A 23,258-nucleotide genomic window follows, 5' to 3' on the forward strand; every position below is an offset into this window, starting at 1 on the left:
TCCTCCAGGCGCGACCGCTCAGCCGGTGTGCGGTAAACGAAGCGGCGAAATGGTGTTAGGGTTCCTGCCGCTGTAACTGGCAGGACGCCAGTTGCTGCTGCCGTTGTGTGCCCCCGCTGCCGCTGCCTGTCGGCCGGGGGCTTTTTACGTTCAGGCCGCTTCCCGAGCGTTGCTGATGTGAAGCGCATGTGATCCAGATGAGGCGCCAGTCGTCCCGGATGTGGGGAAGAACGGTAGGACTGGCGATCCACCAACTTTGCTCGAGTGCCTGGCTCGTGGGTTACCGCCCCCCGGTTATTCGCGGACCGGTAATCTTGGCCTGTGTACAAAACCCTGGCTGCGTCATGGAGCAGTAACCGAAGCGATGTTTACTCGCGACTCAATGCGCGGGTAATGTGCTCTGGCGTTCAGTAGGGAAACCCGTGCTGCCGCGCCGTTGGGGCCCCCGGTTCTGTCGAAAGGCAGGCCCGGGGGCTTTTCCTGCAACTCCTCCTGCAAGGTCGCCGCCTGAGTCTGACCGCACTGAGGCACTCCATGCCCGGCGCTCGGCCTGGTCCCGGCATGCGATCAAGCGGATCGCCGCCTGCTCGGCAACTGGCACCTTCAGGCCGAGCGCGGCTTGTTCTACTGGGCTATGCTTCGCGCCCTGCTGAGGGAGCCCGCAGAGTTCGGAAAAAATCGTACGCTACTGGCTGGAGGCCGCAGCACACTTGGGCTGTTTGGCTGGAGCACACCTCGCCGGATGTCAGCCGTGACCAGCCAGCAGCGTCAGGTTAGGGCTCATTTTGATGTTTCCTGACGCAACTGCATCTGGGTCTATGGCCTCAACCTGACGGTTTGAGGCTAAACGTACGATGTTTTCTGCGACGACTCCGATCAGGAGTAAGCCAGAACCGGCACTTTGTCTTGGAAGGGCTGCACCGGCTGCCTTTCGCGCCCTGCATAAGGCCGGCAACACTCAGGCAGCGGAACGGCCGGCCAGTGTCTTGTGCAATGCTCGGGCGCAGGCATCGCACCAAGGCCACCAGGAGGCCGCAGAGCGCGCTGTTGGTCAACCCCCCCATAGGGCGATCGAGAAAGCGCGTCTATGGCCCACTGAAAGGCCACCCGCCCAGGGTGACGGTCCGCTGGACTGTCAGATCCTGGTTGCCCCATGGGTAGCCGCCCACTGTCGCCGGATCGCTACTATTCTGCTGTAGTTACGCCGATACCTCCTCAGAACCCAGGCGCTTTCTGACCGTCGGAAGAAAGCGGCAGCAGGTCGGCTGCTTCTCCGAAGCGCTTTCCAAGCTTCTCTAAGGAAGGAAGCCTTCGACGCGCACTGGAAGTGCAACATAACATTCAGGTAATCACGACGATGTCACGGGCCGGGATGGCTTGTTCGGGCAGTCGGCTGTTTCCGTCCCCCTCCCTCACATTGCGTCCAAGTACGCATTCTGGATACGGAAGCGAAGCAAATGGATTTCAACGTCAAGGATTTCGGGGCAAAGGGCGACGGCAGGACGGATGACACGGATGCCATCCAGACGGCGATCGACGCCGCCTACAAGGCCGGAGGGGGGACCGTCTACCTGCCGGCCGGCGAATACCGGGTCAGCGGCGGCGACAAGTCTTCGGATGGCGCGCTGATGATCAAGAACAACGTCTACCTGGTCGGCGCCGGCATGGGCGAGACGGTGATCAAGCTGGTCGATGGCTGGGATCAGAACGTCACCGGCATGATCCGCTCGGCCAATGGCGAGCAGACCCACGACTACGGCATCAGCGACCTGACCCTGGACGGCAACCGCGATAACACCGGCGGCCGGATCGACGGCTTCTATACCGGCTACATCCCCGGCGAGGACGGCGCCGACCGCAACGTCACCGTCGAGCGGGTCGAGGTCCGCGAGATGTCCGGCTACGGCTTCGATCCCCACGAGCAGACCATCAACCTGACGATCCGCGACAGCTTGGCCCACGGCAACGGCCTCGACGGCTTCGTCGCCGACTACCTGATCGACAGCACTTTCGAGAACAACGTTTCCTACAACAACGACCGCCACGGCTTCAACGTGGTCACCAGCACCCACGACTTCACCATGACCAACAACGTCGCCTACAGCAACGGCGGCAATGGCCTGGCGATCCAGCGGGGCATGGAGGATATCGCCCAGCCGGCCAACATCCTGATCGATGGCGGTTCCTACCACGACAACGCCTTGGAAGGCGTGCTGCTCAAGATGACCCACGACGTCACCCTGCAGAACACCGAGGTCTACGGCAACGGCGCCTCCGGCGTGCGCCTCTCCGGCGCGAAGGACGTGCAGATCCTCGACAACCGGATCCACGGCAATTCGCAGAACGGCAGCTACCCGGAGGTCCTGCTGCAAGCCTTCGACGACAGCCAGGTCACCGGGGAGCGGTACGAAACCCTGAACACCTGGATCGAGGGCAACGTCATCGACGCCTCGGCCAACGCCGACTACGCCGTGCAGGAGCGCAACGACGGCAGCGACTACACCACGCTCCAGGACAACGACATCAGCGGCGGGAAGATCGCCGCGGTGCAGCTCTCCGGGACCCATTCGACGGTGTCCGATTCGTCCTCGAAGCTCATCCAGGGAGGCGACGGCAACGATGTGCTGGTCGGCGGCGATGCCGACGAGCAGCTCCTCGGCAGTGCCGGCGACGACCGCCTGGACGGCGGGACCGGCGACGATGTGCTCGACGGCGGCGCCGGACGCGACCGGCTGACCGGCGGCGCGGGCGCCGACACCTTCGTCTTCTCCGCCCGCGAGGACAGCTACCGCACCAGCAGTTCCAGCCTGGCCGACCTGATCCTCGACTTCGATGCCGGCGAGGACCTGATCGACCTGTCGGCGCTGAGCTTCTCCGGCTTGGGCGACGGCTACGACGGCACCTTGGCCGTGCAGCTGAACGGCACCGGCACACGCACCTACCTCAAGAGCTACGAGGCCGATGAGCAGGGCAAGCGTTTCGAGGTCGCCCTGGACGGCAACCATGCCGCCTTGAGCGAAGCAAGCTTCGTTTTCGGCGAGAGTGGCAGCGCCACGGGGCTCGAGGTGATCGGCAGCGGCTCTCAGAGCGACCAGATCGCCTGATGCCTCCACCGCCAGTACCTGACCGGGATTTCAAGACGGCGCTGCGTAGCGGCCCGGTCAGCCATGACAAGGACAAGGCCAGCCTGCTGGACAAAGCGATGGCTTTCATGAACACACTCGGCACCTTGCCCGACAAGGTCATGGCCTATTTCCGGCATCCTGCAGCACGCTATGCATGGTGTGAATTTAAGGGCCTGATTAATAGTGCAGTTTCAACCAACATCCTGTTCAAGCAGTAGGAGCTGTTCACAACCGTAAATAAATAAGGTAATCCCCCGGCTAAGCCGGGGGACTCCTGGAGGTTTGACCGTGTGATACGGTCATCGGGAGCCTTCTGTCTCGACCAAGAGATAGGAGGTACCCGATGAGAGACTATCAGAGTCTCGCGCACACGAAGTGGGACTGTAAGTACCACGTTGTTTTCATCCCGAAGAGGCGCAAAAAGGCGATCTTCGGGGCAATTCGCAAGCACCTTGGCGAGCTGTTGCATGAGTTGGCGAGGCAGAGGGAGTGCCGGATAGTGGAGGGCCATTTGATGCCTGACCATGTTCAATGTTCACATGTGCATCAGCATCCCGCCCAAACACTCGGTGTCGTATGTGGTGGGCTACATCAAGGGCAAGAGTGCGATTTCGATAGCTCGGCGTTTCATGGGGAAGACGAGGAACTTCACAGGTGAGAATTTCTGGGCCCGGGGATATTTCGTTTCAACCGTGGGGCTGGACGAGGAGATGGTACGTGCATACATCCGGAACCAGGAAAAGGAAGACGAGCATTACGACCAGCTCAAGTTTGGCCTATAGCGACGGCCGCCTTCAGGCGGCCCAACTGCTTGCCCCTTTGAGGGGCTAACAGAATAAAGCCCCCGGCTTTGCCGGGGGATACTTACTAGGTGCAGACTCGCTTCATCACCTCGGTGATCATCAATGGGCGTTCGGGTTCATGGATCGCCCGCTTGCCCTGCATCCAGCAGGGTTCGATCCGGTTCAGCCAAGGGCTCAGCCAGCGCAAAGGCAGTCTCAAGACTCGTCGGCTCATCGCCAGCACCTCGGATAACTATCGGGCCGAGTTGCTGGGACTCAAATGAGAATGCTTGGCTTCGTGCGATTGCCCTGGCCAACAACGTGACAGTACCCTTGGACATAGCCTTTCCGGATCAGGCCCTGTCCGCCTCCAGCCAGGACTGCAGCGCCTTAACCACCAGCCCGTGATCCTCCCACTGCGGCAGGCCCGACAGGGTCAGGGCCCCGATCAGTTCCCCGTTGCTCAGGCGTAGCGGAAAGCTGCCGCCGTGGGCCGCATACTCCCGCGCATCGATATGGGGCTGGGTTTCGAACTCCCGCCCCTTGTCGCGGTTGTACTCCCCCAGATACAGCGAGCTGTGCCCGTAGCGTAGCACTGTATTGCGCTTGCGCCGGATCCAGTCATGGTTGTCGGCACAGGAGCCCGGCAGGGCGGCGCTGAAGACAACTTGGCCATAGGCGTGGATCTCCAGAACGGCCGGGGCCTGGGTGGCGGCCGCGAGCCGATACAGCTGTTGGCCCAGTTGCCAGGCCGCGGCAAGATCGAAAGCGGGCAGCTGCAAGTGCGCTTCCTGCTCCAGCAGCTCGGACGGGGTCATCGGGTCACCTCCAGGGTTCGGCCCTTTTGATGGCTGCGGCAGGCCAGTTCGATCAGCCGGATGCCCTGCAGGGCATCCGCGGGACTGACCGGCGGCGGCAGGCGACGCTGTAGGGCCTGCACCAGTTGCTGGTAGAACAGCTGGTAATTGCCGGCCAAGGTCGTCAGCGTTCGGGTTTCCTGCTCCGTGTGGACGATGCCATAGTGGCTCGCCGGTTCCAGCCCCCAGTCTGGGCCGCCCGGCAACTCGCCGGCACGCAGCGCATCCTCCTGGGGATCTAGCCCGGACTTATGGTAACTGCCCAGGGTGCCCTGCAGCACGAAACGCAGGGTGGGGGCGGCGCAGAACGGGCTCGAATGCAGCACCACCTCCTTGTCCGGATAATGCAGCTGCAGATGGAAATAGTCGGTGGCCTCGGCGCCGCTGCGCAATTCGCGACAGCGGGCGCTGATCGCCTCGGGCAGGCCGAACAGCACCAGCGCCTGATCGATCAGGTGGGGGCCGAGGTCGTAGAGAATGCCGCCGCCGGGGCCGGCCTGCTCGCGCCAGCGAGTCCTTGGCGTCGGGCGGAAGCGGTCGAAGTGAGACTCGAAATAGTGGATGCCCCCCAACTGCCCGCTGCGCAACAGGTGTTGCAGGGTCAGGAAGTCTCCATCGAAACGGCGGTTGTGATAGACCGCCAGAACCCGCTGCTGCCGAGCGGCTAGGGCCATCAGCTCTTCGCCTTCCTGCGAGGTAACAACAAAGGGCTTCTCCACCAGCACATCCTTGCCGGCCAGCAAGGCTTGCCGGGCCAAGGAAAAGTGACTGTGGTTCGGCGAGGTGATGACCACCAGATCGGCATCGCTATTGGCGATCAGCTCGCTGCCATCCAGGTAATGCTGCAGCTGCGGATGGTCCTGACGCAGCTGTTCCTGGGAGCTGCTGATGGCCACTAGCTGCAGTTCCGTCTGGTTTTGAATAAAGGGCAGATGGAAAGTCCGGGCTGAGAGCCCGTAGCCGATAACCGCGGTCTTAATCAACGGAAGCCTCCAGTATGACAATCGGAATCTCGAGATCGGTGAGTGCCTGGTGCAGCGGCCCTGCGGGCAATGCATCGCAGATCAGTAGATCCAGCCGAGCCAGGTCGCAGACCTGGTGCAACTGCTGCTGATCGAACTTGTCGCTGCCGCCGACTGCGATCAGATGCTCGGACTGGATGATCGCCCGACGTTTCAGCGCGGCTTCGGCGGCCGTCGGGGCGCTCAGTCCATACTCGTTCAGGGCGCAGATCCCCATGACGGCGTGTTGCAGCCGGAACTGTCCCAACTGCCGTTCGGTTTCCGCTCCCAGCATCATGCGCTGCAGCGGATCGAACTCCCCGCCCAGGCCATGGAGGCTGAGCGCCGGGTTCTGGCTCAGCACCTGCAGCGCATCCAGCGCGGCGCTGACCAAGCTGAAGGGCCGGGACTGTGCAGCCAGCAGTCGGGCCAGCTCCAGCAGCGTGCTGCCACTGTCCAGATACAGGCTGGTGCCCGGCTGCAGCACCTCTAGGGTGCGTTGGGCGAGCGCTGTTTTGATTTCATTGCGCGGGCGCTGCAGAAAGGGCAGCGGTTCCACGGCAGGCTCGAGCAATCTTGCCCCGCCCCGAATGCGCTGAAAGCGGGACTGCTCAGTCAGTCTGATCAGATCCCGACGGGCCGAATCACGGGAAATACCGAAGTGTTGGCAGATCTCGTCCAAGGTAATGCGCTGCTGCTGCTCCAGCAGTCCGGCAATGACATCGAGTCGCTCTTCCTGAGTTACGGTAATCATGCTAAGTTAAAATACGTTATTGTAAGTGGTTATAAGCATATATTGATTGAAATGCCTTGGTCAAACGCTCTGGGTTTCAGCTGTTTTAAGGCTTTTGCGTAACCCCCGATAATCGATCGGGAGGATAAGGCGATGTGGGATGCGGCTCTGGCCCGGTTCGAGAAGCAGGCACCGGCCAGTGTCATGGCGCATCTGAGACTGGAGCGGGCGATACCAGGCCGCCTGGGTTGACGAAGTGTTCGAGGCCAACCGGCAACGCCAGTATCCACGCGAGTTGCTGTTTTCCACGGTGGTCGAGCTGGTGTCGCTGGTTTGCACGGCCGAGACGCTGCGTCACTGGGTAAGGCAGGCCGAGCGCGATACCGGACTGCGTGAGGGGCAGACAACGCCCGAGCGTGAATGGATCAAGGCGCTCGAGCGGGAGGTGCGTAAGCTGCGACAGGCCAACGAGATCCTGCGCAAGGCCTCGGCGTATTTTGCCCAGGCGGAGCTCGACCGCCGCTTCAAGCGATGAAGGCCTTCATCGACGATCACCGCCAGGTCTACGGAGTCGAGCCGATCTGCAAGGTACTGCCGTTGCCCCGTCGACCTACGACGAGCATGTGGCCCGGAAAATCGTCCCTGCACGGCAGTCAGCCCGAGCACGCCGGGATGAACTGCTCTGCGAGCATGTTCAGCGTGTCTGGGACGAAAATTTTCAGGTCTATGGCGCGCGCAAGCTCTGGAGGCAGCTGCGCCGGGAAGGCTTCGAGGTGGCGCGCTGCACGGTCGAGCGGCTGATGCGCAGACTGGGCCTGCAGGGCGTGGTGCGCGGCAAGACGCCTCGAACCACGGTCAGCGACCGCGTGACACCGTGCCCGCGGGATCATGTCAATCGCCAGTTCCAGGCAAGCCGGCCGAATGCATTGTGGGTATCGGATCGAACGTCGGACGGAAAAAATCTGCCTGCAATAGGTGGCGTGTGGCAGTACGTGGCCTGACTTCGCCTTTCCGGCCGCGCCCACTGCACCGGGGTATCTGGCTTTCTTCGAGGCAATGGCCCTCGCTGCCCTCGCCTTCGGCTTGAGCTAACGCTTCGCATAATCTATCTTATGTTAAATAGCAGTCTTGGCGACCCCCATCTTGCCCTGCCCTTTTGGCATCACGGATCCCGTCGCTGTGTCGAAATGTGGATTGACCCGCAGGCACCGCACAGCACAAACACCCCCCCGGTGCAGTCCGGGGTTTTTCGGCTTGGACTTGTCCCTATAAAGCGGAGCGGCCGCGGTACACCTGCGCGTCGGGAGTGCCGCCGCCAATCCGGCGGTTTTGTCCCTCACCACGGATAAGGCGCCCTTATCAAGGGCAAGCCCGCCAGTCCCCGCACCGGAGGTTGACTGTCGATTCGGTGTGTATTACGCATGATACCGGGCAGTATGTACTCGGCTTCGTTCTATAATCGGAAATTCATTGGCCGAACGCCACTTGAGTACACCCAGAAGTTCTACCCCTTCGCTTGCCGAGCTGTTTTCTGGGCAAAAACTCGTCCGGCCTGTTGGAGAACAATCGCTACCGGTGCATCAAGCGATGTGGCGCATCCGGTTCACATCCTTTGATGGCGGGCACCCGAAGTGGCGGCTGTACTCGCGGCTGAACTGCGATGGGCTTTCGTAGCCGACACGATAGCAGGCGCTCGAAACGTCGAGCCCTTCATTGATCATCAACCGACGCGCCTCCTGTAGGCGCAGCTGCTTCTGGTACTGCAGCGGGCTCATCGCGGTGACAGCCTTGAACCGATGGTGCAGCGTGGAGGTGCTGAGGTTGGCCAGGCGAGCGAGCTCCTCGATCCGCAGTGGCTTGGCATAGTGCCGGTTCAGCCAGTCGATCGCCCGCGTCACACGGTGCGTCTGCGTGTTGCTGAGCGCGATCTCGTAGAGCCGACGGCCCTCGCTACTGCGCAGCAGTCGGTAATAGAGCTCACGCAAAGCCAGCGGCGCGAGCATGCCAATGTCACGCGGCGTATCGAGCAGGCGCACCAGCCGCAGCATGGTCTCGAGCAGCGGTGCGTCGATCCGGTCGAGAAACAGGCCCCGCGTCGGCTCGCCCGGAACGCCAGCAGGTGGCGCATCGGCGATCAGCTGGGCGATCTCCGCCGGGTCGAGGTCCAGGCGAATGCACAGATAGGGCGCGTCCGGACTCGCCTCGATCACCCGCCCGGAGACCGGCAGCGTCACCGACACCACCAGGTAGTTGAGCGGGTCGTAAAGGTACCGCTCGTCCCACAGCCCTACCTCCTTGCGCCCCTGAACGATCAGGCAGAGCGCCGGCCGGTGCATGCCGTGAAAGGGCTCGGACGGTGCGTCGCAACGGATGACGTGCAGCGGCGCGATGGCCGTTTCGTAGGTGCCAGGGGCTGGTATTCGCTGCATCAGTATCCGCGCCAACTCGGCCCGGTAGGCAGCGGTGTCCTGAAGGCTGGGAGCGTTGTTCGCATCCATGTGGAGACTCTCGCTGGTGGTCGGAGATTAGCAAAAGGGACGGCAGTTGCCATGCAGCCCGCCGCTGCAAACAGAGACGAAAAAAGCCCGGCCACCGTGGGGCCGGATCTCTGTCGAGTCGGGGCATTCAGCGGCGGTACAGCACCATGCCGGCGTGATACAGGATGCCGTCATGAAACTCCCTGTCGGCGATGAAGCCGGTGCCGTTCCAGTACCGAATGTAGTCGACCTCCACTTCATAGCGATAGCGCCCCTGATAAGCGCTCTTGCAGCTACCGCACGCCGACCATTGGGCAACAGCTCGTGGCGAATGTACTCATCGGCGGTGACCCACATGCCGACATAGGGGTGACTGCCGGCGGTGATCTGACAGCTTTGCATGTGCGGCTCTCCATGAACAGGGCGGTCAGCCGGGGCGGCCAATCGCGGTGCAGTCGGAACCGTCTTCGGCGACACGAAAGTCCGGAGTGCGCTCGGCACCCTCCTCGGCGCAGGACGCGCCGACCGGTGACAGGCTGGCGGCGGAAACGATGAAGGCGCTCAATACAGTACCGATCAACAGGTGGCTGAAGTTTTTCATGTTGGTTTCCTCACAAGTCGAATAGCGGGTTCGGGATGGCCTTTTCGGGCCAGATCGATGTCATCCGTTTCGTGAGTTCAGGTTAGGGAGATGGGCGGTTCGGCCGTTACGTCGAAAGTGCCGCGGGTTTGCCTGATCCTGCGCGGCGGTGCCGACCTCCCTGTCGGCTGACACGGCTCACTTACCCCACTCGGGACCGCTGTCGGCCGCGGTCTGCCCACCGTCGACTGCCAGCGTCGTACCAGTGATGAAGGCTGCCTGGTCGCTGGCCAGGAAATAGATGGCATCCGCCACCTCGTCGGGCGTGCCGGCACGGCGCAGCGGGATGTGCTCCCAGGCCTTGGCCAGCAGCGCCTCGTCTTCCATGATCGTCTTGGTCATTTCGGTGATGGTCAGCCCCGGGCAGACGGTGTGGGCGCGCACGCCGTCGCGTCCGTAGTCGCAGGCGATGCTGCGCGTAAGGTTGGCGACCGCAGCCTTGGCGGCGCAGTACGCGGTATGGGGCCAGCCGCCGCCGAGCGACGACACCGAGCTGACATTGACGATCGAACCGCGCGTCTTCTTCAGATGTGACATTGCCCCGCGTGACAGGAAGAACACGCTGTCTAGGTCCGCGCCCATACACGCTCTCCAGTCCTGGTCCGAGGTCTCGTCGAGGGTGACGACCAGGTTCATGCCGGCCGCGTTTACCAGCGTGTCGAGACGCCCAAAGCGCTCGATCGTCAGACGCACCAGTTCATTGCAGGCATCGCGCTGCGAAGCGTCCGCAGCGTGAGCCAACACGCGGTTGGCCGGCAGGCCGGCCACGAAGGCGTCCAACCGGGCCGGTTGCGCCCGGCAACAACGACCGATCCGCCCTCGTGCAGGAGCCGGTGGGCGGCTGCGGCGCCGATACCGGAACCACCGCCCGTGATAAGTGCGACCTTGTTCTGATAGTCAGTCATAATGCGATCTTCCAGATATCTCTGTCGGACGGCAGCCCGCGCGGCGAGCCGCCGACCGGTCTATCAATCTTGGGTTTCGGGAAAGTCGGCCCCGCGAGCGGTGGCTTCCCAGGCGCGAAACTCAATCTGCATGGCCGAGAGCTTGCTCATCGCCACATCGAAGGCCCTGTTGCCAAGCAGCAGGCGCTGCGGTGGCTGGGCTGCGGTGACCGCTGTGTGAATCGCCGCGGCGGCACGGGCCGGGTCGCCCACCTGCTTGCCGACCGAGGCGTGATAGGCACGACGCGCCTCTCCGGCGGTAGCATCGTAGTCCTCGATCGGCTCCGGCACCTCGTCCGCCGAGCCCGCCCATTCGGTGCGAAACGCGCTGGGCTCTACCGTCATGACGCCGATGCCCAGCGGCCCGACCTCGGCGCGCAGGGTTTCCGACAGCCCCTCGACAGCGAACTTGCTCGCGCAGTAGTAGCCCACCGCGGGAAAGCCGGCGAGGCCGCCGATGGATGTCAGGTTGACGATCATGCCCCGGCGCCGCTGGCGCATGCCAGGCAGCACCGCGTGGACCATGTTGGTGGTACCGAAGAAGTTGACCTCGAACAGGCGGCGCGCCGCTTGCGGGTCAGTCTCCTCGACCGCGGCGAAGTAGCCGATGCCGGCGTTGTTGACCAGCACATCCACCGAGCCGAACGCACGCTCGGCTTCGGCTACTACGGCCTTGGCCTGCTCGGCATCGGTGACATCCAACGGCAGCACCAGGGCTTGGCCGAGCTTGGCGAGATCCTGCACCTGCTCAGTCTTACGTGCGGTGACGACAACGCGCTCGCCGCGCTCGAGCAGATGGGCTGCGATGTAGCGGCCGAAACCGGTGGAGCAGCCGGTTACCAGCCAGGTGTTCTGCTTGCTCATGAGGTGGTCCTCCTGTGAATGGGTCAGGTTCAGCGCTCAGCCGCTCCGGAGCGACGCTTGAAGGTGCGGATATCGGGGGCTTCGCTGCAGAGCGCGTCGAGGTCTTTCATGAAGGCCTGCACGTAGGGCGTCTGCATGTGCCCGTCGAAGTCGGCGGGCGAGCGCCAGTCCTCATAAACGAACCAGCGCTCGGCCGAGTCGCTTGCCCGGTAGATGTCGTAACGGACACAGCCAGGCTCCTGCCGGGTGGGCCCGACCAGCGCCAGCAGACGCTGGCCAAGGGCATCGCGTGCAGTGAAGAAAGCCACATTGGTCAGCATGCTCATGAGGGGGCTCCTGTCTGAGTGATGGGTCGATCAGCCGGCGATGACGGTCATGCCGCCGTCGGCCATAACGACCGAGCCGACCATGAAGCTGGCGCGGTCCGAGGCGAGGAAGGCGACCACCTCAGCGATCTCTTCCGGCTGCGCGGCGCGGCCGATGGGTGCGGCTTCGCCGTGCCGGGCAAGAAAGCCCGGGCCGTCGTCGACCACGTCGTTGAGGATGTTGGTGACCACGTCACCGACGCCGATGGCGTTCACGCGAATCCCATGCTCGATGGCCTCCAGCGCCAGCGTGCGGGTCAGCTGCGCCAGGGCGCCCTTGGACGCGGTGTAGGCGGCGATGGTCGGGAAGGCGAAATACGAGGCGTAGGAGGCGATGTTGACGATGGCCCCCGACTTGTTGGGCATCATCGCCTTGACCGCTTCGCGCGAATGCAGGAAGGCAGCGGTGGCGTTGACCGCCTGGATGCGCTCCCAATCCTCACGGGTCATGTCGATGACCAGCTTGTTGATGATGATCCCGGCGTTGTTGACCAGAATGTCCAGCCGGCCGAACTGCTCGACAGCCAGGCCCACCGCACGCTCGGCGGCGCCGTCCTCGGTAATGTTGGCTACCAGTGGCACCAGCCCGGGGCGCGAGAGCGCCTCGACCGCCGGGTTCAGGTCTTCGGCGACGACCTTCGCGCCGCGCGCATGCAGCAACAGGGCAATGGCCTTGCCGATGCCGCTGGCAGCGCCGGTGACCAGAGCGACTTTGCCTTCGACTTCCTGGGGAATGCTGTGCTTGATATCAGTCATGGTGGTCTCCTCCTGGGCGAGCCAGACGAGACATTCGCTGGCCCTGCGCCCGCGGGCGCTGTCGTTATCGACGAGTGCACTGTCTCGCAACGGGGAGCGCCGGGCTTTCGGGGGCTTGCCCAGACTGTCGGAGTTTTGCGCGAAAGTGCGATCACCGAGGCGTCAGCACGTGACGATCACGCCTTGAATCGCCACCGCACCTGCGAATCGGCGGGCAGCGGGATGAATTCGTCATCGCCCGGTACGTCAGGGAAGCGCCGGGCACGCCAGTCTTCGGCGGCCTGCAGGATTCGCTCGGGCCGGCTGGAGACGAAGTTCCAGTAGATGTGTCGGCGACCTTCCAGCGGCTCGCCACCCAGCAGCAGGAGCCGGGTGGGCCCGACGGCGCGCAGCACCACCTCGCTATCCGGGCGAAGCACCACCAGACGATCAGCGCCGAAGCGCCCCGGCTGACCGATCACCTCGACCTCGCCGCTCACCATATAGAGGGCGCGCTCAATGTGCTCGGCCGAAGCGATAACACGCGCCCGCCTGCAACTGGAGGTCGGCGTAGAACAGATCAGAAACCGTCTGGGTGGGCGACTGGACGCCTTCGAGAGATCCGGCCAGCAGGCTCAGCGAAGCACCGTCCCCTTGGATCAGCGGGATGCGCTCGGCGAGCAGGTGCTGAAAGCCCGGGTCGGTTTCTTCGTGCGCTTCGGGCAGCGCTACCCACGCTTGAAAGCCCTTTAGCCTGCCGCCGCTCGCCCGGACCGGATCGCTGGAGCGCTCGGAGTGGACGATGCCGCGCCCAGCCGTCATCAGGTTGATCTCCCCGGCGCGAAGCTGCTGGATGTGCCCGGCGCTGTCGCGGTGCAGCATCTCGCCCTGCAGCAGATAACTGATGGTAGACAGGCCGATGTGGGGGTGCGGGCGGGTGTCCACGCCCTCTCCCGGTCCGAAGACCACCGGGCCAAAGCTGTCGAGAAAAATGAACGGCCCCACCATCCGCCGCTGCGCCGAGGGCAGCGCACGGCGCACATCGAAACCGCCGATGTCACGCACGTTGGGAAGAATGATCTGCTCGATAGCGCTGGGGCTGGACGTCTGGACGGTCACGGCGGGTCTCGCTGAATGAGTGAAGTGCCGTCACTCTAGGCCCGCTGTCTTATCGGAAAAACCCGGATAATATGCACCGAAACGTTCGAGGAATTCGAAATGGTTTCAGAGCCGGGTACCCCTACGCTGGACCAGTTGCGCGTGTTTCTCACGGTGGTCGACATCGGTAGTTTTGCCGGTGCGGCGCGCAAGCTGCATCGCGCCACGTCGGTGGTGAGTTATTCCATCGCCAATCTGGAAATGCAGTTGGGCGTCAGCCTTTTCGACCGCAAGACCACACGCAAGCCACAACTGACCGACGCCGGGCGCACGGTGCTGGCCGAGGCCCGGACGATATACACCGGTATCGACGGCTTGCGGGCCAAAGTTCGCGGGCTGCTGCATGGTCTGGAAGCCGAGGTGCACCTGGTACTCGACGTGATGTTGCCCAGTGAGCGGGTGGTCGATGCGCTCAAGGCCTTTCGCGAGCAGTTCCCCACCGTGTCGCTGCATCTGCATATCGAGGCCCTCGGCGCGGTGACGCAACGGGTGCTCGAACGCGGCGCGACCCTCGGGCTCAGCGGCCCGCTGACCACGAGCATCGACGGCATCGAACGCATCGGCGTGGGCAAGGTGGCGTTGATACCGGTAGCCGCGCCCGACCATCCCCTGGCCCAGCACGGGCCGCACGCGCCCGGCGCCGGCCGCGAGCACGTACAGTTGGTACTCACCGATCGTTCCAAGCTCACTGAGGATCAGGAATTTGCCATCGTTGGCACTCGCACCTGGCGACTGGCCGATCTCGGCGCCAAGCACATGCTGCTTCGCGAAGGCATCGGCTGGGGAAACATGCCGATCGACATGGTGCGCGACGATCTGGCCAGCGGCCGACTGGTGCGTCTCGACCTGCCCGACTGCGTCGGCGGTGACTATGTGTTCGACATCATCTACCGCACCGACACGCCACCCGGTCCTGCGGCCAACTGGTTGATCGAGCGGTTCAAGGCACAAGCGACAGCGGGATACTGACCGTTCGATAAAGCTGAACGTAACGGTCGAAATTAGTCGCCTTTTGTCGATCATATTGCCGTGCGACATTGCCTCCATCTCGGCGACGGCGCCGTTGGCAACTACCTAAATGGAGGCATCACATGGCTAAGGTTGTAGACGTCAAGCGCATCCCGGCAACGGTGCCCGAGGAAATCGCCAAGGGCGCGCACTTCAAGCTGGACCAGGGGGCGCCGGTCGCGACGGTCGCCGAGCTGGAACAGTACGACGCGATCATCGTCGGCACCGGCACGCGCTTCGGTCGCATCAGCAGCCAGATGGCGGCCTTTCTCGATCAGGCCGGCGGGCTCTGGGCGCGCGGCGCGCTGAATGGCAAGGTCGGTGGCGCGTTCACCTCCAGCGCCACCCAGCATGGCGGCCAGGAAACCACGCTCTTCTCGATCATCACCAACCTGCTGCACTTCGGCATGACCATTGTCGGCCTGCCGTATAGCCACCAGGGCCAGATGGGCGTTTCCGAAGTGATCGGCGGTGCACCTTATGGCGCGACCACCATCACCGGCGGCGACGGCTCCCGTCAGCCCAGCGAAACCGAACTGGCCGGCGCCCGCCACCAGGGTGAACTGATCGCCAAGACCGCCACCAAGCTGTTCGGCTGATGGTCGAAACTTGCCCAATGGCGAGCCCTTTCCCTTCTGTTACTGAAACGAGCGATGACCATGAATACTGCTGAGCAGCTGTTGCACCTGCATTTCGAAACCTTTGTCGATGACCACGAACGGTGGAAGACGCTGATCGCCGACGACCTGGTGTGGGAGCTGCCGTTCGCGCCTGCGCTCGGTCATCCGGCCCGCCTCAGTGGGCGCGATCAGGTGCTCGGCCACGTCGGCTGGTTTGTCGGCGCCGTGGAGAACTTCCGCTTCCATGACCTGAAGGTGCACCCCGGCGCGGCCCCCTCCGAGGCGAGCGCCGAGGTCAAGGCCGAGGGCTTGATCAAGCCGACCGGACGTCTCTACCAGCAGGACTACGTGCTGTTCGTCCGCGTCGAAAACGGCAAGCTGGCCTTCATCCGCGAATACTTCGACCCGGTCCGGGCCGCCATTGCGCTGGATGCGCCTATTCCTGCACTGGTCGGGTCGACCTAATCGAGGCTGCCCATCCCTGCGCTACCCTATCGATCGCAGCCCTCGCTTGAGGGCTTTGCCGATGGGAGCATGCTGTGTACCAGACCGAACCGGATGTACCGCCACTGAGTGATGCCCAACGCATCACCGCCGAATCGATGCTGCATTATCTGCCTGGCGAGCAGCAGGCCTTGCCGCCGCGCCCGCAGATGCAGGATGTGGTGGTGCAGCTGTTCACCCATCACACCATCGTCGAGCCGATATTGGTTCCCGCCGTGGTGGAACCGCTGCTGGTGCTGGTGCTGGCCGGCGCCGCCAACATCGAAGAACGCTCCCTCGGCGGGGAATGGGAAGCCGCCAACGTTCAGGCCGGCGATTTCTTCCTCACCAACACCAGCGAGCCGTATGAGATGCGCTGGCAAACACAGGACGGCGATATCTTCGAGGTGATGCACCTGTATCTCGGCCTGCCACTGATCGATCAGGCTGCACGGGATCTGCTGGGCAAACACGCCACCCCGGTGACCTTTCTCGATGTGTCCGGTGCACGGGATGAACGGGTGAGGTTCATGCTGGATCAGCTGCGCATCGAGCTGATCAGCGAGCGCCAGCCCAGCCCGCTGTTCGCACGTAGCCTGGCGCAGGCGCTGGCCGTGCATCTGGTTCGCACCTACCTTGATCCGCACAGCGTTGCCAGGCGCGGCAATGCGCTGCAGGCGTACAAGCTGCGGCACGTCATCGAAGCGATGAGTGAGCGCCTGGCCGACGACTTCAGCCTGACACACCTGGCCGAAATCGCGGATCTGAGCGAGTACCACTTCAGCCGGATGTTCAAGCGCGCCACCGGCTTGTCGCCCTCGCAGTACTTCATCCGCCTGCGCATGGCGCGCGCCCGCCATCTGCTGCTCGAAACGGACCGCAGCATCATCGACATCGGAATGGAGGTCGGCTACTCGAGCCCGAGCCATTTCTCCCAGGTATTTCGCCGCGAGGTGGGCGTCACGCCCAGGGCCTATCGCCAGGCGTGATGCTCGCCCCGGGCCTTACAGGTTCTGCGGCCTGAAGCGCTCGCTCAGAGCTAGCACCTGACCGGCCACCCGGAATTCCCAGATGAACAGGCTGTACTCGTCTATCTGCCGATCATCAGCCAAGCGGCATTCGAAATTCGCATAGCACTCCTCGATCAGGGGCGCATCCACACGGCTGGCAAGCGCTGCGCTCAATCCGCACGTCTCGAACGTGTTCGACGACCTTCCCGAGCTGTTGTCGACGCAAACGACCGCATCGACCAAGTCAGCCGTGGGCACGTTGATCACGCACTCGCGACTGCGGCGTATCAACTCGTAGCTGTGGTTGCCTTCTCAGATGTAGCAGTCAAAGAGCGCAGGGCTGAATTGCATCATCAGGTGCCAGCCCATGGTCATGATGTTGGTTTCGCCCTGCCAGGCGGAGGTGACCAGCACGATGGGGCCGGTCTCGAGATGGCGGCGAATCTCAGTCAGCGGGTAATCGGATTTTTCGAGTCTGGACATCAGCTATCTCCTCTCGCGTCGTGGATATCGCGGTTCGCCTTGCGGCCCGCGATGAGGGTCAGTCTCTCGCAGGCTCGACCTGCCGTCTGTTGCGGGCCTGCCGGCGATGTCGCGAAATTGCGGACGAAAAAAGCCGGGCAATCGCCCGGCTTGGCCAGCTGTCTGCGACGCGCCGCGTTTACAAACTGGCATCGAGGACCAGCTTGCCACGTGTGTGCCGCCCCCAGCTCTTGCGCAACGCGCCTTCGGCTTGGGATAAGGGCAACACTTCCACTTCGATCACCAGGTCGCCCGTCTCGAACAACGCGGCGATCTTCTGAAGCTGAGCGCCATCGGAGCGTGCCGCGAAATGCTTGCCCGTTGCGCCGACCGCCTCTGCCTGTGCGGCGTCAGGCGGGCTCACTGGGGAAACCAGTACACCCCCAGGTTTCAGTACCGACCATGAACGTGTCTGCGTATCGCCACCAACCAGGTCCAGCACGACATCGACCGAGTCCACGACGGTCTCGAACGGCGTCTGGGTGTAGTCGATCACCTGAGAGGCACCTAGCTCCCGCAGGTACTCATGGTTGCGCGCCGAGGCCGTGGCAATGATGGTGGCGCCAGCGATCCGCGCCATCTGCACCGCCATGCTGCCGACCCCGCCAGCGGCGCCGTGGATCAGCACCGTCTGCCCTGGCTTGATCTGCGCATGCTCATGCAGCGCTTGCCAGGCGGTCAGCGCCACAGCCGGAACGCCACTTGCCTGCAGGGCCGACAACCGGCCCGGTCGATGGGCGAGACGGTCCGCGCTGGCCAGAACCTCGGTGGCGTAACCACCGACAATATTGATGAAACTGAACACCTCGTCACCCACGGAGAAGCCGCGAACGTCGTCGCCTACCGCCGCCACTCGACCGGCTACCTCGACGCCCGGCGTGTAGGGCAGCTCCAGCGGGATGAAGGCTTTCATTGCACCGGAGAGAACCTTCCAGTCGATCGGATTGACCCCACTGCCTGCCACTTCGATAAGTACCTCACCCTTGCCCGGCACCGGCGAAGGCAGTTCCTCGAACACGAAACCCTCTGGTTGCCCGTATTGCGCTACGCGAATCGCTTTCATGTGTCACCTCGAAAAGTTGAGAGCTGCTTGAAGGAGCCGGTAACAGGAGCCGGCGCAGGATTAGGTGCGACGTGCATCCAGGCTGAAACGACCGGCGCCGAAGGCGGCCACCTGCAGCAGCCCACCGGCCATGGCGATGTTCTTGAAGAAGTGGATGAACTGGCTCTGGTCGGCCAGCTCGTTGTGGAACGCGAGGGCGGTGGCGACGCTGAACAGCGCGAGCCCCGCGGCAACCAGGCGAGTGCGGTAACCCAGGATCAAGGCGATGCCGCCTACCACTTCCACAAGGATGGCAATCGCGAGGGCCAGGGTCGGAAACGGCAGGCCGACCGATTCGATATAGCCGATCATGCCAGCAGGGGCGCTGACCTTGGAGATTCCCGAGAGCACGAAGATGGCGCTCAGCAGCACGCGACCGGCAAGTGAGACCGAAGCGGAGAGCGTGACAGAGCTGTCGGTGGCGCTGGAGAGTGCAATGGATTGCGTCATGGCTGTTTCCTCTTCAAGGACTCACCCCCCTGGTGAGCCGCAATGAGGAGAATTCTGCGCGCAGTTCTCTTATCTAAATAGACGGCTAATATCGAAGAGTAGATTCGATTAATTCGAACTAGCAGAGGGCCCGACACTCGCTTTCGCACGACCCCACCCGGACTGCAAGAGATCCGATCCAGCATGGGCCCACAACCCCATACAGGCTGACCTGACGGCACGATACGCAGGCCCCTCACGCCTGGTTCATTGGCCTCACTGCCCCCGACACCTCGCTATCCAGCAACCGGCCAGGCAGAAATAGGCAAGCGCCGTGGAGGTATCGGCATTCGCCCGTTCGCCGCTCTTCCCTAGCATCGCACCGTACTCAGTTCGATCCACCAGCACATCGCGCAGGAGGAAGGAGCTGAGCCCACAGTGATGATTTCAAGCGAGGAGATCCGGTTATGTCGAACATTCAAGGCAAGGTCGTATTGATCACAGGTGCAAGCAGCGGGATTGGCGAGGCTGCTGCAAGGCTCATCGCCGCCAAGGGCGCCCATGTCGTGCTAGGCGCGCGCCGTACCGATCGGCTGGAGATGCTTGTGGCGGATATCAATGCGCAAGGTGGCTCGGCGAGATGCCGCGCCCTGGATGTCACTGATCATACCGACATGCAGGCGTTTGCCGATTTCGCCAAGGCAGAATTCGGCAAGATCGACGTCATCATCAACAACGCCGGGGTCATGCCGCTGTCACCGCTCTCATCCCTGAAGGTGGCTGAATGGAACCGGATGCTGGACGTAAACGTCCGCGGCGTGCTGCACGGCATTGCCGCTGTGCTGCCGACGATGGAAGCCCAGGGGCACGGTCAGGTCATCAACATTTCTTCGATCGGCGGGCTCACGGTATTTCCTACCGCCGCGGTGTATTGCGCCACCAAGTTCGCCGTAAGAGCCATTTCGGATGGCCTGCGGCAGGAAACAGACAAAATCCGCGTAACGGTAGTCTGCCCGGGCGTGGTCGAGTCCGAGCTGGCTGACTCGATTTCCGACGAAGCGGCGCGCGAGGAAATGAAGGCGTTCCGCCGAGTTGCGTTGACCCCGAATGCGATTGCGCGGGCGCTTGTCTATGCAATCGATCAGCCCAACGACGTGGATGTGAGCGAAATCGTGGTTCGGCCTACCGCGAGTCCGCATTGAGACCGCTCTCGACCCGTGCCTCACCGCTCATGCCAGGCAGGAAGCCGCTTCCAAAGAAACGGCAGGGGCGGCGGTCTACTCGGCATCCCAGCATAGATAAAGAAGACATGCTTAAAAGCCAGACGTCCGCTTTGGGCCGCTTCCTGCCCGCTGCGGAGTCTGGGACGGTGCCGCCTCGCTTGGGCTGAAGCATCCTTCTCACTCCTGGAGGACGAAGGCGGAACGCCCTTCTCACCTGCCGCGTCCCCGTTCCCCGCTTCTGCCGGCCGGCGCGTCCCCCCGCTTGCCGCTCCGGCTATGTGTGATAAAACCGTTTATCGTGAATTTTTCAGTCCCAGGAGCAGCGCATGGACACCCGCCGGATTGTGATCGAGGACTGGGACGGCGACGGAGCCATCCGCCTCCCGGATGAGGCGCTGCAGGAACTGGGCGTGGATGTCGGCGATTCGCTGTACCTGATCGAGGAGTATGTCGGCACCACCCGCTGCTGGGTCCTCTCCAGGACGCCGAAGCTTCCGGACCGGCTCGACGAGCTGCTCGAGCAATGGGATCGCGCCGAAAAGGACGACCGGCATGAATAAGCTGCCCCCCGAAACCGGCCTGTCGTCCGTCACGCCGGCCGAACGCCGCCTCACCGCCGCCCAGTTCCAGGGCCTCGCCACGGTGCCGTCCGCCGCCGAGTGGTTCGCCAACCTCGACAACCCGCGCACCCGCCGCGCCTACCGGGGCGACCTCGCCGACTTCTGCGCCTTCGTCGGCCTGCAGGCACCGGAGCAATTCCGCGAGGTGACCCGCGCCCATGTCCTCGCCTGGCGCAAGCACCTGGAGGCGCGCGGTCTGTCCGCAGCCACGATCCGCCGCAAGCTCGCCGCCCTCACCAGCCTGTTCGACTGCAACGCCGTCGCCGGCGGCAATCCAGTGCATGGCGTCAAGCGGCCTAAGCTCGAAACGAATGAAGGCAAGACTCCGGCTCTCGGCGACCATCAGGCCCGCGCCCTGCTCGACGCCCCCGATCCCGCCACCCTGAAGGGCCAGCGCGACCGGGCGCTGCTCGCCGTACTGCTCTATCACGGCCTGCGCCGCGAGGAAGCCGCCCGCCTGGCGGTCCACGACCTCCAGGACCGCCGCGGCCTCAAGCACCTGCGCGTCCACGGCAAGGGCGGCAAGCTGCGCTACCTGCCGCTGCACCCGGTCGCCGCCGAGCGGATCCATCTTTACCTCGAGGCCTCGGGACACCACCGCGTGGAACCCCAGGCGCCGCTGTTTCTGCCGTTGCGCGGCAAGAAAACCGGGGTGGGGATCTCCGCCGAGGGCATCTACGCCCTGGTCGGCGCCTACGCCAGGGCCGCCGGCATCACGGTCGAGGGCCTCGGCGTCCACGGCCTGCGCGCCACCGCCGCCACCAACGCCCTCGAGCACGAGGCCGACATCGCCAAGGTCCAGCAGTGGCTGGGCCACGCCAATATCAGCACCACCCGGCTCTATGACCGCCGGCATCTGCGGGCGGAGGATTCGCCTACCTTCAAGGTGCGGTACTGAGTACGCCCGCGGAAGCGCTCTCCTGGCAGGGACGCAGACAACCTCCGTCGCCCTCCAGCGTCTACAATCGCCACATCTGTCTTCAGGTTGCCTGTCATGTCCCGCAAGAAGCTGCCCATCGGTATCCAGACCTTCCGCGAGATTCGCGAGGAGGGCTACTACTACGTCGACAAGACCGGCATTGCCCAGCAGCTGCTCGATGAGGGCAAGTACTACTTCCTCTCCCGCCCACGGCGCTTCGGCAAGAGCCTGTTTCTCGACACTCTCGCCGAGCTGTTCGCCGGCAATGAACCGCTGTTTCGTGGCCTGGCCATCCATGAGCATTGGGACTGGAACCGGCGTTACCCGGTGATCCGTATCAGCTTTGGTGGGGGCGTTCTGCAGAGCCTTGCCGCGCTGGAGACCCGCATCGGCAACCTGCTGGAGGTCAACGCCCAACGCCTCGGGCTGGCTACCTTCAAGGCGACGGACATCCCCAGTCGCTTCGCCGAACTGATCCGCGAAACCGAGCGGGTGCACGGGCAGCGCGTGGTCGTACTGGTCGACGAATACGATAAACCGATTCTCGACAACTTCACCCGGCCCGAGACAGCCCGCGAGATGCGCGATGGCCTACGCAACCTCTACTCGGTGATCAAGGACAGCGATGCGCACCTCCGCTTCGCCATGCTCACCGGCGTGTCCAAGTTCAGCAAGGTCAGCCTGTTCTCCGGGCTAAACAATCTCAACGACATCACCCTGGACGGGGGCTACTCGGCGATCTGTGGCTACACGGACGAGGACGTGGATACCGTATTCGCCCCCGAGCTGGCAGGGCTGGACCGCGACGAGATCCGCACTTGGTACAACGGCTACAATTGGGCCGGCACCTCGGTCTACAACCCCTTCGATCTTCTGCTGCTGTTCCAGAAACGCCAGTTCCACCCCTACTGGTTCGAGACCGGCACACCGACCTTCCTGATCGACCAGCTGCTGGCCAAGCGCGTCTTTTCTCCCGACCTGGGCCGGCTGGTGGCGATGGAAACGCTGCTCTCCAGCTTTGACGTCGACTGCATGCCGGTCGAGGCCCTGATGTTCCAGACCGGCTACCTGACGGTCGACAGCCTCCTATCCATGGGCGCGCGCACCGAGTACACCCTGAAGTACCCCAACCTCGAGGTACAGGCCAGCCTGAACGGCGCCCTGCTGGAGGGACTGACCGGAGACCCTTCACTTCCTGGGCGACAGACCGGACAGCTCTACCGCCTGCTGCTGGCCAACGACTTCACCGGCTTGCAGCAGCTGTTCACCGCCTTCTTCGCCAGCATTCCCCATGACTGGTATCGCAATAGCCCCATCGCCCAGTTCGAGGGCTACTGGGCCAGCGTGTTCTACAGCCACTTCGCTGCGCTGGGGCTCGACATCCGTCTGGAGGACACCACCAGCCACGGACGCATCGACATGACGGTGCTGTTCAACGGCAGCGTCTACCTCTTCGAGTTCAAGGTGGTAGAACTGGTAGCCAAGGGCAAGGCGCTGCAGCAGATCCAAGAGCGTGGTTATGCTGAGAAGTACCGCGCCCGCGGCGAGCCGATCTATCTGATCGGCGTGGAGTTCAGCCATCGGCAGCGCAGCGTGGTGGGTTTCGAGGTACAACAGGACAAGTAACCTTCTGTGCGGGAC

At 63.3% G+C, this 23,258-nt stretch carries 23 protein-coding genes, 6 pseudogenes and 1 other annotated feature; of the genes and pseudogenes, 14 read left to right on the forward strand and 15 right to left on the reverse strand.

What is annotated here, in order from left to right:
- Positions 1-489 precede the first annotated feature (489 nt).
- From ACG10_RS23935 to ACG10_RS23940, 5 genes and pseudogenes are all read left to right on the forward strand, one after another.
- Positions 490-652, forward strand: a pseudogene (locus ACG10_RS23935) (IS4 family transposase); the annotation flags it as partial.
- A gap of 805 nt (positions 653-1,457) precedes the next feature.
- Positions 1,458-3,104 (forward strand): glycosyl hydrolase family 28-related protein, encoded by a 1,647-nt coding sequence (locus ACG10_RS21920; RefSeq protein ID WP_089170035.1) that lies wholly within the window; start codon positions 1,458-1,460, stop codon positions 3,102-3,104.
- Entirely contained in the window at positions 3,104-3,343 is a 240-nt protein-coding gene (locus ACG10_RS21925; protein ID WP_089170036.1) for a hypothetical protein, read from the forward strand. Before ACG10_RS21920 ends, ACG10_RS21925 begins: the two co-directional genes overlap by 1 nt.
- A 125-nt stretch (positions 3,344-3,468) precedes the next feature.
- Positions 3,469-3,907 (forward strand): annotated as a pseudogene (gene tnpA, locus ACG10_RS21930) (IS200/IS605 family transposase).
- Between the two features lie 89 nt (positions 3,908-3,996).
- Positions 3,997-4,191 carry a hypothetical protein gene (locus tag ACG10_RS23940; RefSeq protein WP_157731509.1) on the forward strand — a complete coding sequence of 65 codons (195 nt, stop codon included), beginning with the start codon at positions 3,997-3,999 and terminating at the stop codon, positions 4,189-4,191.
- A gap of 69 nt (positions 4,192-4,260) precedes the next feature.
- Here ACG10_RS23940 and ACG10_RS21935 read toward each other — a convergent pair whose 3' ends face one another.
- From ACG10_RS21935 to ACG10_RS21945, 3 genes are read right to left on the reverse strand one after another with little or no spacing between them, the layout of a single operon-like run.
- Positions 4,261-4,725, reverse strand: a complete 465-nt coding sequence (locus ACG10_RS21935; RefSeq protein WP_089170037.1) for a heme-degrading domain-containing protein — start codon at positions 4,723-4,725, stop codon at positions 4,261-4,263.
- Positions 4,722-5,747 (reverse strand): oxidoreductase, encoded by a 1,026-nt coding sequence (locus ACG10_RS21940; RefSeq protein ID WP_232487296.1) that lies wholly within the window; start codon positions 5,745-5,747, stop codon positions 4,722-4,724. The genes ACG10_RS21935 and ACG10_RS21940 overlap by 4 nt, the downstream gene beginning before the upstream one ends.
- Positions 5,740-6,519 carry a DeoR/GlpR family DNA-binding transcription regulator gene (locus tag ACG10_RS21945; protein WP_089170039.1) on the reverse strand — a complete coding sequence of 260 codons (780 nt, stop codon included), beginning with the start codon at positions 6,517-6,519 and terminating at the stop codon, positions 5,740-5,742. Before ACG10_RS21945 ends, ACG10_RS21940 begins: the two co-directional genes overlap by 8 nt.
- A gap of 183 nt (positions 6,520-6,702) precedes the next feature.
- On the opposite strand from ACG10_RS21945, the pseudogene ACG10_RS21950 reads away from it, so the two are divergent.
- Positions 6,703-7,445 (forward strand): annotated as a pseudogene (locus ACG10_RS21950) (IS3 family transposase); the annotation flags it as partial.
- Positions 6,988-7,103, forward strand: a sequence feature (AL1L pseudoknot). It overlaps the preceding pseudogene by 116 nt.
- A gap of 633 nt (positions 7,446-8,078) precedes the next feature.
- Here the strand turns inward: ACG10_RS21950 and ACG10_RS21955 are convergent.
- The 9 genes and pseudogenes from ACG10_RS21955 to ACG10_RS21985 all read right to left on the reverse strand — a co-directional run bounded on the left by ACG10_RS21955 (position 8,079) and on the right by ACG10_RS21985 (position 13,642).
- Positions 8,079-8,996, reverse strand: coding sequence for an AraC family transcriptional regulator (locus tag ACG10_RS21955; protein ID WP_089170040.1), 918 nt, complete (start codon positions 8,994-8,996; stop codon positions 8,079-8,081).
- A 127-nt stretch (positions 8,997-9,123) separates the two neighbouring features.
- Positions 9,124-9,476, reverse strand: a pseudogene (locus tag ACG10_RS24925) (Atu4866 domain-containing protein).
- Entirely contained in the window at positions 9,403-9,576 is a 174-nt protein-coding gene (locus ACG10_RS23945; protein WP_157731510.1) for a hypothetical protein, read from the reverse strand. Before ACG10_RS23945 ends, ACG10_RS24925 begins: the two are co-directional and overlap by 74 nt.
- A gap of 177 nt (positions 9,577-9,753) precedes the next feature.
- Positions 9,754-10,383 (reverse strand): SDR family NAD(P)-dependent oxidoreductase, encoded by a 630-nt coding sequence (locus tag ACG10_RS21965; RefSeq protein ID WP_232487297.1) that lies wholly within the window; start codon positions 10,381-10,383, stop codon positions 9,754-9,756.
- Positions 10,299-10,520 carry an SDR family NAD(P)-dependent oxidoreductase gene (locus tag ACG10_RS24605; protein ID WP_232487298.1) on the reverse strand — a complete coding sequence of 74 codons (222 nt, stop codon included), beginning with the start codon at positions 10,518-10,520 and terminating at the stop codon, positions 10,299-10,301. Before ACG10_RS24605 ends, ACG10_RS21965 begins: the two co-directional genes overlap by 85 nt.
- Positions 10,521-10,583: 63 nt before the next feature.
- The gene (locus tag ACG10_RS21970) at positions 10,584-11,423 is read right to left on the reverse strand and encodes an oxidoreductase (protein WP_089170041.1); all 840 of its coding nucleotides are present in this window, start codon (positions 11,421-11,423) and stop codon (positions 10,584-10,586) included.
- A 29-nt stretch (positions 11,424-11,452) separates the two neighbouring features.
- Positions 11,453-11,749 carry a putative quinol monooxygenase gene (locus ACG10_RS21975; RefSeq protein WP_232487299.1) on the reverse strand — a complete coding sequence of 99 codons (297 nt, stop codon included), beginning with the start codon at positions 11,747-11,749 and terminating at the stop codon, positions 11,453-11,455.
- 30 nt (positions 11,750-11,779) lie between these two features.
- Positions 11,780-12,544 (reverse strand): SDR family NAD(P)-dependent oxidoreductase, encoded by a 765-nt coding sequence (locus tag ACG10_RS21980; protein ID WP_089170042.1) that lies wholly within the window; start codon positions 12,542-12,544, stop codon positions 11,780-11,782.
- Between the two features lie 176 nt (positions 12,545-12,720).
- A pseudogene (locus ACG10_RS21985) lies at positions 12,721-13,642 on the reverse strand (pirin family protein).
- Between the two features lie 99 nt (positions 13,643-13,741).
- Between ACG10_RS21985 and ACG10_RS21990 the strand changes: the two are divergent.
- From ACG10_RS21990 to ACG10_RS22005, 4 genes are all read left to right on the forward strand, one after another.
- The gene (locus ACG10_RS21990) at positions 13,742-14,650 is read left to right on the forward strand and encodes a LysR family transcriptional regulator (RefSeq protein WP_089170043.1); all 909 of its coding nucleotides are present in this window, start codon (positions 13,742-13,744) and stop codon (positions 14,648-14,650) included.
- 122 nt (positions 14,651-14,772) lie between these two features.
- Positions 14,773-15,288, forward strand: coding sequence for an NAD(P)H:quinone oxidoreductase (wrbA, locus tag ACG10_RS21995; RefSeq protein ID WP_089170044.1), 516 nt, complete (start codon positions 14,773-14,775; stop codon positions 15,286-15,288).
- A gap of 54 nt (positions 15,289-15,342) precedes the next feature.
- The gene (locus tag ACG10_RS22000) at positions 15,343-15,774 is read left to right on the forward strand and encodes a nuclear transport factor 2 family protein (protein WP_332460702.1); all 432 of its coding nucleotides are present in this window, start codon (positions 15,343-15,345) and stop codon (positions 15,772-15,774) included.
- A gap of 137 nt (positions 15,775-15,911) precedes the next feature.
- Entirely contained in the window at positions 15,912-16,781 is an 870-nt protein-coding gene (locus tag ACG10_RS22005) for a helix-turn-helix domain-containing protein (RefSeq protein WP_089170155.1), read from the forward strand.
- A gap of 15 nt (positions 16,782-16,796) precedes the next feature.
- On the opposite strand, the pseudogene ACG10_RS22010 reads toward ACG10_RS22005, so the two are convergent.
- From ACG10_RS22010 to ACG10_RS22020, 3 genes and pseudogenes are all read right to left on the reverse strand, one after another.
- Positions 16,797-17,285 (reverse strand): annotated as a pseudogene (locus tag ACG10_RS22010) (flavin reductase family protein).
- A 178-nt stretch (positions 17,286-17,463) separates the two neighbouring features.
- Complete coding sequence (locus ACG10_RS22015) at positions 17,464-18,387, reverse strand: NADP-dependent oxidoreductase (RefSeq protein WP_089170045.1); 924 nt, start codon at positions 18,385-18,387, stop codon at positions 17,464-17,466.
- Between the two features lie 60 nt (positions 18,388-18,447).
- Positions 18,448-18,876: a DoxX family protein gene (locus tag ACG10_RS22020; RefSeq protein ID WP_089170046.1), complete on the reverse strand. Its 429-nt coding sequence runs from the start codon at positions 18,874-18,876 to the stop codon at positions 18,448-18,450.
- Positions 18,877-19,322: 446 nt separating this feature from the next.
- On the opposite strand from ACG10_RS22020, the gene ACG10_RS22025 reads away from it, so the two are divergent.
- From ACG10_RS22025 to ACG10_RS22040, 4 genes are all read left to right on the forward strand, one after another.
- Positions 19,323-20,057, forward strand: coding sequence for an SDR family oxidoreductase (locus ACG10_RS22025; protein WP_089170047.1), 735 nt, complete (start codon positions 19,323-19,325; stop codon positions 20,055-20,057).
- A 347-nt stretch (positions 20,058-20,404) separates the two neighbouring features.
- The gene (locus tag ACG10_RS22030) at positions 20,405-20,638 is read left to right on the forward strand and encodes an AbrB/MazE/SpoVT family DNA-binding domain-containing protein (RefSeq protein ID WP_089170048.1); all 234 of its coding nucleotides are present in this window, start codon (positions 20,405-20,407) and stop codon (positions 20,636-20,638) included.
- Positions 20,631-21,596, forward strand: a complete 966-nt coding sequence (locus ACG10_RS22035) for a tyrosine-type recombinase/integrase (RefSeq protein WP_089170049.1) — start codon at positions 20,631-20,633, stop codon at positions 21,594-21,596. Before ACG10_RS22030 ends, ACG10_RS22035 begins: the two co-directional genes overlap by 8 nt.
- Before the next feature lie 96 nt (positions 21,597-21,692).
- Complete coding sequence (locus ACG10_RS22040) at positions 21,693-23,243, forward strand: ATP-binding protein (RefSeq protein WP_089170050.1); 1,551 nt, start codon at positions 21,693-21,695, stop codon at positions 23,241-23,243.
- Positions 23,244-23,258: the final 15 nt, after the last annotated feature.

It is taken from the genome of Azotobacter chroococcum, assembly GCF_002220155.1.
GTDB classification, from domain to species: Bacteria; Pseudomonadota; Gammaproteobacteria; order Pseudomonadales; family Pseudomonadaceae; genus Azotobacter; species Azotobacter chroococcum.

What these genes read in the sequence shown, in the direction of transcription:
- ACG10_RS21975 (WP_232487299.1), bottom strand. Translation starts at nt 11,749, where the DNA reads ATGAGCATGCTGACCAATGTGGCTTTCTTCACTGCACGCGATGCCCTT.
- ACG10_RS24605 (WP_232487298.1), bottom strand. Translation starts at nt 10,520, where the DNA reads ATGACTGACTATCAGAACAAGGTCGCACTTATCACGGGCGGTGGTTCC.
- ACG10_RS22020 (WP_089170046.1), bottom strand. Translation starts at nt 18,876, where the DNA reads ATGACGCAATCCATTGCACTCTCCAGCGCCACCGACAGCTCTGTCACG.
- ACG10_RS22040 (WP_089170050.1), top strand. Translation starts at nt 21,693, where the DNA reads ATGTCCCGCAAGAAGCTGCCCATCGGTATCCAGACCTTCCGCGAGATT.
- ACG10_RS21955 (WP_089170040.1), bottom strand. Translation starts at nt 8,996, where the DNA reads ATGGATGCGAACAACGCTCCCAGCCTTCAGGACACCGCTGCCTACCGG.
- ACG10_RS23945 (WP_157731510.1), bottom strand. Translation starts at nt 9,576, where the DNA reads ATGAAAAACTTCAGCCACCTGTTGATCGGTACTGTATTGAGCGCCTTC.
- ACG10_RS21935 (WP_089170037.1), bottom strand. Translation starts at nt 4,725, where the DNA reads ATGACCCCGTCCGAGCTGCTGGAGCAGGAAGCGCACTTGCAGCTGCCC.
- ACG10_RS21990 (WP_089170043.1), top strand. Translation starts at nt 13,742, where the DNA reads ATGGTTTCAGAGCCGGGTACCCCTACGCTGGACCAGTTGCGCGTGTTT.
- ACG10_RS22000 (WP_332460702.1), top strand. Translation starts at nt 15,343, where the DNA reads ATGACCATGAATACTGCTGAGCAGCTGTTGCACCTGCATTTCGAAACC.
- ACG10_RS22015 (WP_089170045.1), bottom strand. Translation starts at nt 18,387, where the DNA reads ATGAAAGCGATTCGCGTAGCGCAATACGGGCAACCAGAGGGTTTCGTG.
- ACG10_RS21920 (WP_089170035.1), top strand. Translation starts at nt 1,458, where the DNA reads ATGGATTTCAACGTCAAGGATTTCGGGGCAAAGGGCGACGGCAGGACG.
- ACG10_RS21970 (WP_089170041.1), bottom strand. Translation starts at nt 11,423, where the DNA reads ATGAGCAAGCAGAACACCTGGCTGGTAACCGGCTGCTCCACCGGTTTC.
- ACG10_RS21980 (WP_089170042.1), bottom strand. Translation starts at nt 12,544, where the DNA reads ATGACTGATATCAAGCACAGCATTCCCCAGGAAGTCGAAGGCAAAGTC.
- ACG10_RS21925 (WP_089170036.1), top strand. Translation starts at nt 3,104, where the DNA reads ATGCCTCCACCGCCAGTACCTGACCGGGATTTCAAGACGGCGCTGCGT.
- ACG10_RS22025 (WP_089170047.1), top strand. Translation starts at nt 19,323, where the DNA reads ATGTCGAACATTCAAGGCAAGGTCGTATTGATCACAGGTGCAAGCAGC.
- ACG10_RS22005 (WP_089170155.1), top strand. Translation starts at nt 15,912, where the DNA reads ATGCTGCATTATCTGCCTGGCGAGCAGCAGGCCTTGCCGCCGCGCCCG.
- wrbA (WP_089170044.1), top strand. Translation starts at nt 14,773, where the DNA reads ATGGCTAAGGTTGTAGACGTCAAGCGCATCCCGGCAACGGTGCCCGAG.
- ACG10_RS22030 (WP_089170048.1), top strand. Translation starts at nt 20,405, where the DNA reads ATGGACACCCGCCGGATTGTGATCGAGGACTGGGACGGCGACGGAGCC.
- ACG10_RS21945 (WP_089170039.1), bottom strand. Translation starts at nt 6,519, where the DNA reads ATGATTACCGTAACTCAGGAAGAGCGACTCGATGTCATTGCCGGACTG.
- ACG10_RS22035 (WP_089170049.1), top strand. Translation starts at nt 20,631, where the DNA reads ATGAATAAGCTGCCCCCCGAAACCGGCCTGTCGTCCGTCACGCCGGCC.